The 16291-nt window shown below is 49.5% G+C and carries 14 protein-coding genes and 1 pseudogene; 8 read left to right on the forward strand and 7 right to left on the reverse strand.

The annotated features are described in order from the left end of the window. The 6 genes and pseudogenes from O3661_RS04020 to O3661_RS04045 all read left to right on the forward strand — a co-directional run. A pseudogene (locus O3661_RS04020) lies at positions 1-214 on the forward strand (MarR family transcriptional regulator); the annotation flags it as partial. 11 nt (positions 215-225) lie between these two features. Then, entirely contained in the window at positions 226-1095 is an 870-nt protein-coding gene (locus tag O3661_RS04025; RefSeq protein WP_371492376.1) for an ABC transporter six-transmembrane domain-containing protein, read from the forward strand. A 27-nt stretch (positions 1096-1122) separates the two neighbouring features. Then, the gene (locus O3661_RS04030; RefSeq protein WP_371492378.1) at positions 1123-1446 is read left to right on the forward strand and encodes a multidrug efflux SMR transporter; all 324 of its coding nucleotides are present in this window, start codon (positions 1123-1125) and stop codon (positions 1444-1446) included. Positions 1447-1636: 190 nt separating this feature from the next. Continuing rightward, on the forward strand, positions 1637-3427 hold the full coding sequence (locus O3661_RS04035) for an assimilatory sulfite reductase (NADPH) flavoprotein subunit (protein WP_371492379.1): 1791 nt from the start codon (positions 1637-1639) through the stop codon (positions 3425-3427). A gap of 449 nt (positions 3428-3876) precedes the next feature. Next, positions 3877-4383 carry a hypothetical protein gene (locus tag O3661_RS04040; RefSeq protein WP_003685697.1) on the forward strand — a complete coding sequence of 169 codons (507 nt, stop codon included), beginning with the start codon at positions 3877-3879 and terminating at the stop codon, positions 4381-4383. Between the two features lie 90 nt (positions 4384-4473). Then, complete coding sequence (locus tag O3661_RS04045) at positions 4474-5061, forward strand: hypothetical protein (RefSeq protein ID WP_293198073.1); 588 nt, start codon at positions 4474-4476, stop codon at positions 5059-5061. A 128-nt stretch (positions 5062-5189) separates the two neighbouring features. On the opposite strand, the gene cysI is transcribed toward O3661_RS04045, so the two are convergent. The 4 genes from cysI to O3661_RS04065 all read right to left on the reverse strand — a co-directional run bounded on the left by cysI (position 5190) and on the right by O3661_RS04065 (position 8990). Next, entirely contained in the window at positions 5190-6947 is a 1758-nt protein-coding gene (gene cysI, locus O3661_RS04050) for an assimilatory sulfite reductase (NADPH) hemoprotein subunit (RefSeq protein WP_371492380.1), read from the reverse strand. A gap of 169 nt (positions 6948-7116) precedes the next feature. After that, positions 7117-7650, reverse strand: a complete 534-nt coding sequence (locus O3661_RS04055; RefSeq protein ID WP_003678634.1) for an inorganic diphosphatase — start codon at positions 7648-7650, stop codon at positions 7117-7119. A gap of 84 nt (positions 7651-7734) precedes the next feature. Beyond that, the gene (gene nudB / locus O3661_RS04060) at positions 7735-8199 is read right to left on the reverse strand and encodes a dihydroneopterin triphosphate diphosphatase (RefSeq protein WP_371492381.1); all 465 of its coding nucleotides are present in this window, start codon (positions 8197-8199) and stop codon (positions 7735-7737) included. Between the two features lie 137 nt (positions 8200-8336). After that, a complete protein-coding gene (locus tag O3661_RS04065) occupies positions 8337-8990 on the reverse strand; it encodes a phosphoesterase (RefSeq protein WP_371492382.1) in 654 nt (217 codons plus the stop codon). A gap of 86 nt (positions 8991-9076) precedes the next feature. Between O3661_RS04065 and O3661_RS04070 the strand changes: the two genes are divergently transcribed. After that, entirely contained in the window at positions 9077-9520 is a 444-nt protein-coding gene (locus tag O3661_RS04070; protein WP_371492383.1) for an RpiB/LacA/LacB family sugar-phosphate isomerase, read from the forward strand. Positions 9521-9607: 87 nt separating this feature from the next. On the opposite strand, the gene O3661_RS04075 is transcribed toward O3661_RS04070, so the two are convergent. The 3 genes from O3661_RS04075 to O3661_RS04085 all read right to left on the reverse strand — a co-directional run bounded on the left by O3661_RS04075 (position 9608) and on the right by O3661_RS04085 (position 13403). Further along, complete coding sequence (locus O3661_RS04075) at positions 9608-10168, reverse strand: hypothetical protein (RefSeq protein WP_371492384.1); 561 nt, start codon at positions 10166-10168, stop codon at positions 9608-9610. A 93-nt stretch (positions 10169-10261) separates the two neighbouring features. Then, entirely contained in the window at positions 10262-11740 is a 1479-nt protein-coding gene (locus O3661_RS04080; RefSeq protein WP_371492385.1) for a 2'-5' RNA ligase, read from the reverse strand. Between the two features lie 88 nt (positions 11741-11828). Then, positions 11829-13403 (reverse strand): RNA-binding protein, encoded by a 1575-nt coding sequence (locus O3661_RS04085; RefSeq protein ID WP_371492386.1) that lies wholly within the window; start codon positions 13401-13403, stop codon positions 11829-11831. 1116 nt (positions 13404-14519) lie between these two features. Here O3661_RS04085 and rtcR point away from each other — a divergent pair. Beyond that, positions 14520-16148, forward strand: coding sequence for an RNA repair transcriptional activator RtcR (gene rtcR / locus O3661_RS04090; protein WP_004520021.1), 1629 nt, complete (start codon positions 14520-14522; stop codon positions 16146-16148). Positions 16149-16291: the final 143 nt, after the last annotated feature.

Consider the following 16291-nt stretch of genomic DNA (forward strand, 5'->3'; position numbering starts at 1 on the left):
CTTGCTGACATTTCACGAAAGCGAACAAGACAAACGCGAACGCTTATTGTCGCTGACCGAGCAAGGCAAGGAATACGCCGCACCATTGGTGCAAAACATGCAGGAATTCAGCAAACGAATTTTTATCACCTTCGGTGAAAAACGTGCAGCCCGACTGTTTGCCGATTTGGACGCATTGGCCGAATTAATGGCGCAAACCCTCAATACTAAATAAGGAGGGCAACCATGTGGAAAATGTTGAAACACATCGGTCAAACACACCACCGAAAACTCATCACAACCTTCTCTCTCGTTGGCTTGGATAATCTGCTCTTTCTGGTATATCCCGTGTTTGGCGGCTGGGCGATTAATGCCGTTATGAAAGGCAACGTCTGGCAGGCGATGTTGTATGGCGTGGTGGTTTTATTAATGTGGCTGGTCGGAGCCGCCCGCCGAGCAGCAGATACGCGTACGTTTACCCAAATCTATACCGAAATCGCCGTCCCCGTTGTATTGGAACAGCGCAAACGAGAAGTACCGCATTCCGCTATTACTGCACGCGTCGCCCTATCGCGTGAGTTTGTCAGTTTTTTTGAAGAACACCTGCCCATCGCTGCTACTTCGCTGGTCTCCATCTTCGGTACATGTATGATGTTGCTGATACTGGAATTTTGGGTAGGCGTATTGGCTGTCGCGATACTTGCCCTGTTTTTATGGTTGCTGCCGCGTTTTGCCGCCATCAGCGAAAATCTATATTTCCGTTTAAACAACCGGCTTGAACGCGACAACCACCTTATCTGCGACGGCAACGAGCATCAGCTCTACCGCCACTATGGCTGGGTTGCCAAACTACGCGTGCTGATTTCCAACCGCGAAGCCTTAGGCTATCTCAGTATCGGCATGGCGATGAGCGTATTGTTCGGCTTCGCCTTTATACACATGACGCTTAAAGGCTACGGAAGCGCCGGCCATATCTATTCCGTCAGCACTTATTTATGGATGTTTGCAATAAGCTTGGACGACGTACCGCGCTTGGTCGAACAATACTCCAATCTAAAAGATATCGGACAACGCGTTGAACTCTCGGAAGAAAACAATCTTTCCAAGGCCGTCTGAAACCTTAACACACTATCAGGACATATTATGAGTTGGTTTTATTTAATCTTAGCCGGTATGCTGGAAATCGGCTGGCCATTGGGCTTAAAGCTGGCACAACAGGAAGGCTACCGCTGGCATGGCTTTGCCGCCGCGCTTGCCTGCATCGTCGGCAGCGTATACCTCCTTTACCTTGCCCAAAAAAGTATTCCGATGGGTACAGCCTACGCCGTCTGGACAGGCATAGGCGCGGCAGGAGCTTTTTTGGTAGGCGTTGTATTTTTCAACGATGCAGCCAACTTCGGCCGCTGGCTCGGAGCATTTCTCATCATCTCCGGCGTCGTAGTGATGAAACTCTCCAGCGGAAACTGAAAATCTCGTTTCTATCCAATCCAAGGCCGTCTGAACGAGCATGTTCAGACGGCCTAATACCTTCCCGAATATAACGAAATCATCTTAAATTAAAACCAAGCATTCTTTCCTTTTTTCAGACGGCCTGTTTAAAGTGGCGACTGTCCATTATTCAAACAATCGGTTATAGCCGTCCAACAAAGGAATCCAAATGAGCCAAGCCAATCCGCTTCCACCCGAACTCTCCGTCCAACTCTCAACCCTATCCCCCACCCAACTTGCCTGGCTCTCCGGCTATTGCTGGGCGCAAAGCCAAGGCGTATCCGGAGCAGCAGCCGAACCATCTGCCCTGCAAACAGCTGCCCCGACAGTCAGCCGCCGCGTATTAGTCCTCTCCGCCTCCCAAACCGGCAATGCACGCAGCGTTGCCGAATCCTTACACGCCAAACTTCAAGCCGCAGGCGTAGAAGCCCGCCTCAGCAACGCAGGCGATTTCAAAAGCAAAACCCTGCCCGACGAGGACATCGTGCTTTTGGTTACCTCCACCCAAGGCGAAGGCGAACCGCCCGAAGAAGCCCTGCCCCTGTACAAATTCATCTACGGCAAAAAGAAACCTGATCTCAGCAAACTCACCTTTGCCGTCTTGGGCCTTGGCGACTCCTCCTATCCCAACTTCTGCCAAGCAGGCAAAGACTTTGATGCCAAATTTGCCGAACTGGGCGCAGGCCGTCTGAACGACTTGGGCATTTGCGACTTAGAATTCCAAGCCGATGCCGACACATGGATTGCCGCCGTCGTACCCAAAGTAGCCGAATTGACCGCCCAAGCAGCAAGCCCAAGTCCAACCGCTACACCAAACAGCTCAGCAACACCAAGTAGCGGCACCGTCTACACCAAAGAAAAACCCTACACAGCCACCCTATCCGTGCGCCAAAAAATCACCTCGCGCGACGCAGAGAAAGACGTCGAACACATCGAAATCGACCTCAGCGGCTCAGGTCTGCATTATCAGGCAGGTGACGCACTCGGCGTATGGCCGCTGAATGCCGCCGACCTCGTTCAAGAAATCCTCGACCTCAACCAACTGAACGGCAACGAAACCGTCCAACTTTCAGACGGCCGCGAAACCGACATCCGTACCGCCCTGACCGAATCTGCAGACATTACCCAAAACACACCTGCATTCGTCCAACAATACGCCGAATTAACAAACAACGAAGAACTCAAAATCATAGCCGCAGATAAAGCCCAACTAGACGCTTATCTCGCCGCCACACCGCCCGTTGGCGTATTTGCCGCCCATCTACACCCACTGGACGCACAAACCCTATACAGCCTATTCCGCCCACAAACCCCGCGCCTTTACTCCATCGCCTCCGCACAAGACGAAGTCGGTGAAGAAGTCCACCTTACCGTAGGCGTCGTCCGTTTCAACCACCACGACCACACCTACACCGGTACAGCTTCCGGCTACTTGGGCGAACGCCTCGAAGAAGGCAGCGAAGTCCGCGTCTTTGTCGAACCCAACCCCAACTTCCGCCTACCCCAAAACGGCGATACCCCCATCATCATGATCGGCGCAGGCACAGGCGTCGCCCCATTCCGCTCCTTTATGCAACAACGCGCAGCCAATGGCGACAGCGGCAAAAATTGGCTCTTCTTCGGCAACCAACGCCTGGCCGACGACTTCCTCTACCAACTCGAATGGAGCGAATGGCGCAAAGACGGCCTCCTCACCCGCGCCGACCTCGCATGGAGCCGACAAGGCGAACACAAAGTCTACGTCCAACACAAAATCACCGAACGCGCCGCCGAAGTTTGGAACTGGCTGCAACAAGGCGCACACATCTACGTCTGCGGCGACGCCGCACGCATGGCACGCGATGTCGAAAACGCCCTGATCGAAGTCATCGAAACCCAAGGCAAACTCAGCCGTGACGAAGCCGAAGACTACCTCAACGACCTGCGCGAAGACAAACGCTACCAACGCGACGTTTATTGATTGGATAAACAAAAATAAAGGCCGTCTGAAAGCTAAATTTCAGACGTCCTTTTTAAAGAGCCAGCTCGGATTGTTATCAATTTACCCGGTTTTGCATTATAATTGTGCAAATTTGACTCACTTGAAAGAAAATAAATTGGAAGGATTACAACAACTTGTAGATTTATTGGTGGGTTTTGTCGATTGGATATTGAAATTACTGGCATTCTTGTTTTAAACTACGTTTCATTCTTTTATACATTAAAGACGTATTTTCATCATGCAAACCGCGCAACGCTCTGCTACTTTTTTCTATTGGTACCACACAAACGTGCGGTACTTTTTTGCGCTTGTCTGAAACAGACCAAATTGAAAATACGCAAATTAGAGCCGCCTCATTTGAGCGGCTTTTTTTATACCCACCATGGCCGCTTAAATCCACCCATTTTTAAGAAATAAGGAATACAGCCATGACTGCCTCAACTAAAATCCATAGCCAAACACAAATGTTACACACCTGCCGCATGGTCGTTGACAGCAACAGCCACCACAGCATGCTCAACATGCACACTTTGCCTGATTCGCCTGACAGCCTCATCAGCGAAGCCCTGATTCCGCAAGTACGCACCATCGCGACCTTGATTGCCGCAGAGCGCCACGACTTCAATCAAAGCAGCCCCAACGTTTTTACTGATGAAGCGGATTTCTTCGCAGCGCGTATTTTGGTTTTGGGCGTACGCCGTTTCCATTTGGACATTACCCTGCTGCCTATGCTCAAAACCGCCAACAAACGTGCCGAAGCTTTCGCCAAACGCCATCACATGCCCTTCTCTCCCGCTGAAATGCAAATGTCCCTGCACACCCGCCGCCCTGCCAACCTGCTGATTATCGAAACCGAACATGAAATGCCTGCACTGGGCAATCTGGCTGCCAACAGCCGTGCATTTGCAGCGCAACTTTCCAATATTATTTTGTAAAACTACTTGAAAAACAGGGAAATGGTTTAATATTAGGCAAACACACTCCGCCGAAATCTCGGCAAAGACAAACTTCTCTCAGGAAAAACAATGAAAAAACTGATTGCCTTAGCCGCCCTTTCCACTTTTGCCCTCGCTGCCTGTAAAGACAATACCCAAGCGCAGCTTGAGCAGCAACAAAAACAAATCGAAGCATTACAACAACAGTTAGCACAACAAGCAGGCCAACAAGAAGATAATACGGTTTACCAGCTCACGCCTGAAGCCGTGAAAGACACCATTCCTGCCGAGGCACAAGCCAACGGCAACAACGGCCAACCGGTAACCGGTACAGACGGCCAACAATACATCTACGACCAATCCACCGGCAGCTGGCTGCTGCAAAGCTTGATAGGTACTGCAGCCGGTGCATTTATCGGCAACGCATTGGCCAATAAATTTACTCAGGCGCGCAATCAAAACAGCCCGATTGCCCGTCAAGCCCGTGCCAACTATTATCAAACCGCACGTCCAAACGGACGCACTAGCCAACAGCTGAATACGCGCACCCTGCGTGCCCAACAGCAAAATGCGCAACAACAATACGCCCAGCAGCAACAGCGTTACCGCGAAACTACGCGTCAGCCTTCCAACTACCGCCGCCCAAGCATGGGGCGAGGCTTTGGCCGCCGTCGCTGATTCAGTTTATACCCTATCTTTAATATAAACTCGCACAATATAAAAGGCCGTCTGAAAATCTGATTTTCAGACGGCCTTTAGCCCTTCTCTATTTTCTTATTGCAGACTTGTGGATCTGTCTGTATGCGTTATGCCCAGAAGTCTCGCGGAGCATCCAATACAGGTTTGACGATGCCGGTACGGATGGCGAAATCGCCAAAACCTTCATCATCCAAACGGTTTCGAGACCAATCTGCCACCCAGCCTTCGACAATTTCAAGGATTTCAGGTTCGGTAATATTTTCTTTAAACAGGCGCGGAATGCGGGTACCTTCGCGGTTGCCGCCTGCGTAAAGGTTGTAGCGGCCGACCGCTTTGCCGACCAAACCGATTTCCGCCAGCATGGCGCGGCCGCAACCGTTGGGGCAACCGGTTACGCGCAAAACGATGTATTCGTCTTCCAAGCCATATTTGGCGAACATTGCGTCGATTTTATCGGAGAATGTCGGCAGGAAACGTTCAGCCTCCGCCATCGCCAACGGGCAAGTCGGCAAGGCAACGCAGGCCATCGAGTTCTCACGCTGGATGGTAATCGATTTGCTGATTAATCCATGTTCTTTGGCGATTTTATCAATCATGTCTTTCAATTCCGGCGGCACATTGGCAACCACCAGATTTTGATTGGCAGTCAGACGGAAGTCGCCGGGATGGATTTTAGCAATTTCGCGGATACCTGTTTTCAACGGTCTGCCGGGATAATCGAGCAGACGGCCGTTTTCAATAAACAAAGTCAAATGCCAGTTGCCTTCATGCCCTTGTACCCAGCCGATGTGGTCGCCGCGGTGGGTGAATTCGTAAGGGCGGATGGGCTCAAACTTAATGCCCATGCGTCTTTCGACTTCTTCTTTGAACACATCTACGCCGACGCGTTGCAGCGTATAGCGTGTACGCGCTGCTTTGCGGTCGCTGCGGTTACCCCAGTCGCGCTGGGTGCTGACGACGGCTTCTGCGGCGTTGAGGGTGTATTCAAGCGGAACGAAACCGAATTCATAGGAAATATTGGGATAAGTTTTGGTATTACCGTGTTCGCTGGATAAACCGCCGCCGACCAATACATTGAACCCTACCAACTTGCCGTTTTCTGCAATCGCCACAAAACCCAAGTCGTTGGAATGAATGTCCACATCGTTATCAGGCGGAATCACAACGGCGGTTTTGAATTTGCGCGGCAGATAGGTTTTACCCAAAATCGGCTCTACGTCGTCGGCAATTTCTTTATTGCGCGGCTCGGTCGGCTCGGTTGTAAACACTTTTTCACCGTCCAGCCATACATCGGCATATGCCATGGTGCGCGGCAGAAGGTGCATACTGATGCGCGCCGCCCATTCATAGGCTTCTTGGTGCAAAGTGCTTTGTACAGGATTGCTGGTGCACAACACATTACGGTTGACATCGCTGGCTGTGGCAATGGAATCCAAACCAAGTTTGTGCAATGCCTGATGTGCCTGTTTTAAATCGGTTTTCAGAATACCGTGGTATTGGAAGGTTTGGCGGTTGGTCAGGCGGATGGAGCCGTAAATCGTATTTTCACCGGCAAATTTGTCGATACCCAGCCACTGTTTCGGCGTAATGATGCCGCCGGGCAAACGGCAACGCAACATCATGTTTTTTAAAGGTTCAAGCTTTTGTTCGGTACGCTCGGCACGGATGTCGCGGTTGTCCTGTTCGTACATGCCGTGGAAGCGGATAAGTTGAAAGTTGTCGGCGGTAAAGCCGCCGGTAAAGTCGTCTTTCAACTCTTCTTTAATGGTGCCGTGCAGATAATCGCTGCGTTCTTTCAAGGCTTCGTTGCCGGAAAGCGGTGTATCAGGCAGCTTGGCGCGCGGGTCGGTCGTGGTAGCAGTCATTGAAGCACTCCTTATTTTTGGTATAGGCGTTACTTTAATGAGGCCGTCTGAAAATGGGAAAGAATGGTTTGTTTGTTTTAAAGACGATTTTGTTATATCGGTTGGGAACATAAAAAGGCCGTCTGAACTTTGCTTTCAGACGGCCTTGATATTGGACGGGACAAACTGATTAGGCTTGTTTGTTCCAACGTTCGATAGATTCTTTGATGACTTGTTTCGCTTCTTCTACATCGCCCCAAGATTCAACTTTAGTGGTACCTGCTTTTTTCAGGTCTTTGTAGTGGTTGAAGTGGAACTCGATTTGTTTGATCAGTTGTTGCGGCAAATCGGCCAAAGTTTTGTAGGCGTTGCCGTTGTTGCGGTCGTCGGCCGGAACGCAGACGATTTTGTCGTCCACTTCGCCGTCGTCAACGAATTTCATCACGCCGATAACGCGTGCTTCCAGGAAAATACCGGTTGCCAAAGGCTGCTCGGTAACCAGCAATACGTCCAATTCGTCGCCGTCTTCGTCCAAAGTTTGCGGAATGAAGCCGTAGTTGGTCGGTTTGGCGAAAATTGCCGGTTCAACGCGGTCGAGTTGGAAAGCGGCCAGTTTGCGGTTCCACTCGATTTTGTGGTTGCTGCCTGCTGGGATCTCGTTGACAACATTGATGATGCCGCCGTCCACGTCGCCCGGGGTCAGGATTTTGTTGAAGTCTGCCATGATGGTTTCCTTTGATTTTAAAGAGAGTCAAACGGCGAAAGTATAGCAAACCCAAGGCCGTCTGAAAATGTGAAACTGTCGTATTCAGACGGCCTTTTTGGCATTCAACCTTTTGACCAATTCTAAAATTGCGCGTTTATTGGAAGGCGAAAACACTTTTTCCGCCGCTTCTTCTGCGCCAAACCAACCGTAGGCAACGTGTTCGTCCGGTTGCAAGACGATAGGCGTATCGTGTGGAATTTGGGCGGAGAAGATGTGTTCGCGGTTTTCAAAAACGCCTTTGGGATAGCGATGGCGCCAGTGATGATAGATTTCATAAACGGTGCTGTCATGCCAGTTTTCCAGCTGGCCGTCTGCAAGGCGGATACCGGTTTCTTCCCACACTTCGCGCCATGCAGTTTCTTCGATGCGCTCGCCTTCTTCCAAGCTGCCGGTAACCGACTGCCAAAAACCTTGCGGCGCCGTGCGTTCAATCAGCAGGATATTGCCGTCTTTATCATGCAAAACAACCAAAGCAGAAACGGGATACTTCAAAGGCTTACCGCTCATGACTTGTCCTTGCCGGTTTGATTGGGGAGGCTGATTTTTTGTAGTAAGTAAGCCAAAAGGTTTTCCATGTATCTCTCAAAAATGGGAAATTGATATTCAGACGGCCTTTGCCGGAAATCCGCAAAGGCCGTCTGAAATTATACCTGATTTAACTGCGCCAGTTTCCGAGACACCAGCTCAGCCGCTTCTTCCGGCGAATTGGCCTTCAAGCCTGCTTCGCCAAAATATGAAATTTTAGGCAACTCGCACAAAAACTTATCGACGTCTTGTACCGTCAAAAAACGGCCGTGCAAATCGAATCCGACATTTAAAGCACGCCCTTTGATTTCCGCCACCCTGTCATGCAAATGGCCGTACAAGTGATACCAGCCCTGATAGCAGCCGTCCCACTCCTGAATCGGATAGTGAAAGAGAACCAGCGTATTCTTAATTTCCGGCAATTTGAGTTTCAAATACGGCCGTATGGACGACAGCAGCGGATGACCGTCATGCTTGGTTTGGCTGCGGAAAAAATCGGCATGCTGCCGAATCACATGATCATGATTGCCGTAAATCAAGTGATGTTGCCCGTTCAAACGCGACAAAACGCGCTCTATCTGCTTATAGTCTTGGGCAAAGGAAAAATCTCCCAAGTTGTACACCGTATCTTCAGGCGTAACGGTTTCATTCCACGTTTGGATTAAAAATTCATCCATCTGCTCCACATTATCGAACGATCGAAATTGCGGGCAGAATTTGGCAATGTTTTTATGTGAGAAATGTAGGTCTGATGTGAAGTAGGTTTTGCTCATACCGTGCTTTCTGCGTTGCAGGCTTGAATCGTATCACGCGCGGGCGTATGCTGAATAATGTTTATTGTGTGCTTCAAGGAGTTTTTATGCGTTTGGTTATTGCCGCGCCGGCCAACGGCGCAATATTGAAAGACGCGCTCAAAGCGCATCTGCAAAACGACCTGCGCGTCAGCAGCTTGGTCGATTTATCCTCGCCCGAAGGGACCTATCCGCAACTCTCGTTTGCCGCGGCCAAAGAAGTCGCGGCAGGACGTGCCGACCGTGCGCTGTTGATTTGCGGCACCGGCGTGGGCACGGCAATTGCCGCCAATAAAGTGCGCGGCATACGGGCGGCGACGGCGCATGATTTACTCACGCTCCGCGGCTCGGTAGAAAACTATGATGCGCAGGTTTTATGTATGGGGCAAAACGTCATTGCCGCACCTGCCGCTTGGGCATTGGTCGATATCTGGTTGGACTTACGCCACAACACAAGCAGCAGCTATGCACCTAAAGTCGGCGAAATCGAAGCGTACGAGCGCGGAAAATAAATACGTGTTGCTCCATATATTTTCAGACGGCCTTGTTACGTTTCGCTTTAGCAAAACCGGTAAGGCCGTCTGAAAATATTTAAATGCTTATTTTCCTTTTTTATTGCAAGGATGTCCTGCGCTGTTGTCGCAGACGCGTAAATTGCGCAAATGCATGACGGCATTGGTCAATTCGGCCTTCGTCGGCTCGTAACGGAAAGCATATTGCTTCACGTACAAAGCTTCGTTACCCTGTACGGCTTTTATCCAAGTAAATTCAGGTTTGCTGGTTTGCGGATTGTTGGCGCAAAACAACATCACCAAAGCGAATGGATAGCCGTTTTCTTCACCTGCCGTTATTGGGTTGACACTACTTTGCGGACAGGCATTCTGCCATGAGGCTGAAAGATTGCCGAAAAACTGCTCAACACCCGGTTTCATACCTGCCATAGATTGCAGCGTGACCATTTGCGTCCAGTCTTCCACAGTCTGTTTCTGCGGCACAAGTTCTATCAATGTCACACCATTTTGCGCGGTTTGATAGCCGACTTTGAAGCCTTTAGGCGGAGCGCCGAAAGACCCAAATTCCTCAGCCTGCGCAGTTTGAGCAGCCAACGGAAGCATGGCGACAGCGAGCATCAGTTTCCTAACGATACTTGTTTTTTTCATTGTTTTTCCTTATTCACTAAAAGTATGGCAGATGAAACACTCCATCCGCCAGCGCCATACTAACACAAACATACGGCATTTTTTCAGACGACCTTACAACTGTCTCAAAAACGCCTGAATGAACGCAATCTTATCCGATTCCGGCATAACGTTGAATGCTTCCTGATACTCGTGGATATAGTCGATTAAAGGATAAAATTCTTCATCAACATGGCGTTTATCCAGTTTGCGGCCGATATTCCCCTCGTTGCTTCGTCCTAAAAACTTAGAAATCAGATAATACGGCGATTTAAGTTTGAACAACATTTCGCCGTTTTGCGCATCAAATACCATAAAGCCTTCGTGTTCCACATTTTTCAGACGGCCTTTCAGCTCGCCGAACGTGATGTTTTTCAGCGTTTCGGGGCGGCGGATGGCGTATTGTTTGCCGATTTCGTCCAATTCGGCTTCGGTAAACTGACGGCCTGTCGCCACGTCGATGCAGCCGATTAAGGTTTCCCCCAATTCTTCGCGGATGATGTGCACGTCTTTTGCGTCTGTGATTTCAAACAAAAAAGTGTGGTTCGGATAAGCGCGGAACAGGGTTTCGTATTGCGCGCAGTGTGCGGCGGTCATGTCCGCAAACACGCTATCAAGCGAACCGGTAGTCGAATACAGCACTTTGCCGTCAAACGAAGCGCCGTGGGACGGATGGTCGTCTGAAAGCGAGACGAAAGTGCAGCAGCCGAGGAAGCCGTTTACTTTCACCACCGCGTCCACCAGCCTCTCGTCGCCGATTCTGATCGGATAGCGGCTGCCTTTGGCAATACATTCCGAATAATTGAACACTTTTTTAAACGGGCGCACAATGATTCGATTATGCGCATCGATAATCAAACCGCGCATTTCCAGCAAAGCATCATCAAAGCGGTTGTTATAGAACACGCTGCGGGCGTATTTCAACACGCGCAATTCAGGATAACGCTTGGATGCTTTGGCGGTAAAGTTGCGGCTGCCGTGTTGCAGATAGTGATCGGTCACAAAGGTTTGCTGCGCTTCATCAAACACCAGCGGCTTATGCTCGACAGCCTGCATCTGTTCGATTTGTTCTAACTGCTCCGCATTTGCCGGTTGCACGGCCTCGATATGGATTTCGTTTGCCACTCGGTTTTGGTTCAACTTGATATACGCCGCCAACACATCATGCTCTTTCACGCCGTGCAGGTTGGGATAGAAATTGTGCAGTCGGTAGGCCTCTGTTTCAAAACCGCTTTTCTCCGCCTGATCCAATAAATGACGGCAACGCGAAGCTTTTTGGTTAGTATTGGAATTAATGATCAGAATATTTCGATTCGGATTTTGACGTCCAAGTCTCAAGGTTTTAGTCATCAAGACATTGCCGCGTTTTTGCGCCTTATCCACCGCTTCGCCCGACCAACGATATTCACCGTATTCATCGGTAATGAACAAATCGTTTTCAATACGGACAACTTCCGCATCCTGATACTGCGCTTTAAATTCCGCGGCTTTTTGTTCGGCAAACGTCGATTTTCCCGAACCTTGATGACCGCGGATTAAGATAAATTTTTGCATTTTATTTCCTTATTCTTTTTCTCAGCTTGCCCTGAATAAATAGGCCGTCTGAAAAATATTTCCACCCTTTTTTCAGACGGCCTTAGCTTCAGTTCACAACTGCCAACGGCGTTTTCTCAATCTCTTCTACCCAGAAATCTGTACCCATGCCTCGTTCGGCAAAGGAACCAATCAGGGAGAATACTTGGTCGGAGAAGCCGCCGATGTTCAAAATATCCTGACGGTTTCGTGCTTGAGCCTTGGTGTAGGGCTGGATATCCAGACAAACGAGTTTGGCTTCTGGGCAACGTCGTTTCAGAATATTCCACTCTTTCATCAGGCTGGTTGTTGCGCCCCATCCTTGGTTGTCATCTGCCCAACTTTCATTGTCTGACACGATGACGACCAAATCCACGTCGGCTTTTTCACGGTTCAGCATGGCAAGCGGTGCGCTGCATGCCGTTCCGCCGCCGCCGATATTGGCGAGTTTTTCGGCGTTGGTCATGATACTGTCGCGCGGATTGAGCTGCACGTTTACCGTGATTTGTTCAAACGGTATCACGCGGGCTTGCGGATTGGTACGCAACATGGCGGCGGACACGAGCGCGGCAATATCGATGCAGCGGGTTTTGGTGGTCGCGCTGCCGCGATAGCCGGTAACCGAGCTGTGCATAGAGCCAGAAACGTCCGGACAAACCACGACTTTGCCTTGGATGGCCGGTACGTTTTGTACGGCGGTTTCCATCGCATCTTGCAGCGCTTCGCGGATTTCAAACGGCATTTGATTAGATGTTGCCTGATACGCGGTCAGCAATTGGTAAGGCAGGACGCGGGCGCAGGCAATGGCGGTTTCGTCACGCAGTTTTTCTGCCACCATTTTGATGTTTTTGCTTTTGGCAAACACTTCGTGGCGCAGGAAAGTGTTCAGGTTTTGACGAACCTGCTGCCATGAACCGTTACAGGCGATTTGCGCCCAGTCGCCGCTGTTCAAGTCTAAAGCAGTGAGCATTTGGAAAGGAACGTTGGGTAATTCGCCTTCTCGGCTTTGTTTGTAGTCTTCAAAAGCGCGGGTAATGGGCGGCAATGCTTCGCGGTCGTAAGGTTTGCCGATCAGCCATGCAAACCATGCGGCACGCCATGCTTCACGCGGTTTGGGGTGCACCATTTTGACCACGTCTGCCAGCGACGGCGAATTACCGACGGCGGCGTTCAACAGTTGTTTTTCGGTGGCAGTCAAAAGCCAAGTCTGCATCAGTTTTTTCGGACGGTTGCCGAAAGATTTTCTACCGACTGCGCCGCTGCGGATGATTTGAGCGAAGTTGCGCAACATTTTACCGTTGTCCACTACTTGGTCGAATACCCGGGCGAGCATGTTCACATCTTTTTGCGCCAACACGGCAAGTAACAGCGCAGGCATATCTTTCATAAAACCTTTTTGACGGGCATATACGGCAGTTTTGGCGATAAACTCGGCATCCAGGCTTTCTGCCAACTTCAATACTTGGTCAAGCTGACTTTGGGCATCGGCATAGTAAGTATTGTTCAGACAACCGGTAGCAGCAAGCTGTGCCAGCTGTTGTTTGGGCGTCAGCGTGTAGGCGATACCGCCGGCTTCATTATGGGTATCGGTTTTAGTAAAACGGTTTTTAATCGATTGAAACAAGGTAGTATTAGCCATTTTCATTTTCTTTCATATTGTTGGTTTGAGGCCATCTGAACTTGTTTTAGCTTTGTTTTCAGACGGCCTTGAATGGGTGGCAGTGTGGCGGCTAAAGATGAAGAGAAGTGTTTTTAACTGAAAGCTAATGTATTCTCTTCCGGGCATCCGCCTACTGCCGTAGGGCGACTAGATTTACTAGGATCATTCAGGTTTGTAGCAAGCAAGGAATGTAATCCTAATGGCATTCGCCCATAAGGGGTGGAACATTGGGCAACAAAGAGTGGAGAAATTTTTACGCGCTCTATCCTCTGAGCTACTCTGCCATAGTTGGCGGCAGAGACGGGACTCGAACCCGCGACCTCGAGCTTTACAGGCTGTAATTCCTCCGGCATTTGCCGTTTGCACCAAAAACAGTTTTTATATCAGCCCGCCTGAATATTTCAGACGGCCTTGCATGGGTGGCAGCGTAGCGGATAAACATGAAGAGAAATGGTTTTAACGTGAAAGGTTCATGTATTCTCTCCAGACATCCGCCTGCTGCCGTAAAAGTAATATGGCACGCAACAAGTTTTTAAGGGAAACATGCCTTGGCTCTACCAACTGAGCTACTCTGCTATTTTGAACAACAGAGACAGGACTCGAACCTGCGACATAAGGATATCCATGTTGTAGTTTCCCTAGGCATTTGCCTGCCATATTGAAAAAGGGTGGGCGACTAAATAAACAAGACGTTCAACGTCTATCAGACGAGACAGGATTCGAACCTGTTAATCCAAATGTAGTCTTGTTGGCATTCGCCCTGTAACCACACCGCAACTAAATTTACGGAAAATTTTTCTCCGGTAACTGTATTTCCCGAAGCATCTGCTGTATCGTTACATTCACAACATAGCCAACAGCGTGCCAAGAATAAAATTTTTATAAAAATAATTTTTAATTAATTGAATATAAAGAAAATATATTTTAAAGTGGCTTTTATCGCCAAATAGCGTAGAATACTAAAAAATATATTTATAGATAGTTATATAGAAAATAAAATATACAAGGATATATGATGCGATTCGATGATTTGGACAAACACTTGCGGCTAAGTAAACGGAAAATTTGTCCTGGAAAAATAATTTAAAGGCCCTCTGAAACATGAATACCATCCCCAAAAAACAAGTCGCCGTCAGCTTTCTTGGTACAGTGCTGGACAAAGGTTTCGGTCAGGGCCGTTGGTTGAAATGGCGGCCAAACGTCGCCATGAATCAGCGTCAAGATTTTCATCTCGACCGTATGGAGCTGTTTTATGCGGAGAAATACCGCGAACTGGCGGATCATGTAAAAGCCGATATTCAGCAAGTATCGCCGCACACAGTCGTCAATCTCGTGCCTATGGAGCTGGCAAACCCGTGGGATTTCTCCGAGGTTTATACCAAACTGCACGATTGGGCAGCAAACTATCCATTTGATACAGAAGAAGAAACCTATCTCACCCACATCACGACAGGTACACACGTTGCCCAAATCTGCCTGTTTTTATTGGTGGAATCACGTCAAATCCCCGGCGTACTGTTGCAAACCGCTCCGCCCAAAAATCAAAGACGCAGTATGGAGGACGGCAATGTCGGTAGTTATGAAATCATCGATTTGGACTTGGCGCGTTACGACGTGCTGGCCGAACGCCTCGCCGCCGTGCGCGATGACGCAGTGCGCTACCTGAAAAGCGGCATTTCTACCCAAAACGCCGCCTTCAACCGCATGATTGCCGAAATTGAACAAGTCGCACTCAACTCTCCTTCCCCCATTCTGCTTTCCGGCCCGACAGGCGCGGGTAAATCCATGCTGGCACGCAGGATTTTTGAATTGAAAAAAGCGCGCCATCTGATTAAAGGCACATTTGTCGATGTAAACTGCGCCACCCTTCGCGGCGACGGCGCAGCATCTGCCCTGTTCGGCCACAAAAAAGGCGCCTTTACCGGTGCTGCAGAAAAGCGTGAAGGCTATTTGAAAACCGCCGACGGCGGTGTATTGTTTTTAGATGAAATTGGCGAATTGGGCTTGGACGAGCAAGCTATGTTGCTCAAAGCCATTGAAGAAAAACACTTTTATCCCGTCGGCAGCGACAGCGAAGTCAAAAGCGACTTCCAACTTATCGCCGGCACCAACCGCGACCTACGCCACGAAATCCGCGCCGGACGCTTCCGCGAAGACCTGTTCGCCCGCATTAATATCTGGAATTACCCACTACCTGCACTCGCCAACCGTCGCGAAGACATCGAGCCCAACGTCGAACACCAGCTCGCCTTAGCCTCGCAAGAACTCGGCCGAACCACCCGCTTCAACAAAGAAGCCCTGGCCACCTACCTCGACTTCGCCCACTCCAACCAAGCACCATGGCGCGGCAACTTCCGCGACCTCGCCGCCAGCATCATGCGCCTGGCCACACTCGCGCCGCAAGGCAGGATACAAGTAGAACAAGTCCAAGCCGAAATCGAACGCCTCAAATGGTTATGGTCGGAAGAACCCTTTTCAGACGGCCTCCTACATAACAGGCCGTCTGAAAAAGCACAAGACTACCCCGATAAAATCGATTGGGACACATTGGATTTATTCGACAAACTACAACTGCAACACGTTATCGACGAATGCCGCAAACATCCCAACATGGCCGCCGCCGGCCGTGCATTGTTCAACGTCTCCCGAACAGAAAGGGCAAAAGTCAATGACAGCGATCGACTGAGAAAGTATTTGCAACGGTTTGGACTGGAATGGGGGGATATTTAAATAGAGTGGGCAGACTAGTTCATTTTGAGAGCATTATTTTTTATCATTTATAAAAAACAAAAGGCATCAATCTGATGCCTTTTTATTTTCGTTAACATAAAAAATTAACGTTCATACTAACGTTTGGTCGATTCACGAATCAC

Origin of the sequence: Neisseria sp. 20925_1_37 (assembly GCF_041433255.1) — a bacterium.
In the GTDB taxonomy this organism is placed as follows: domain Bacteria; phylum Pseudomonadota; class Gammaproteobacteria; order Burkholderiales; family Neisseriaceae; genus Neisseria; species Neisseria flavescens_D.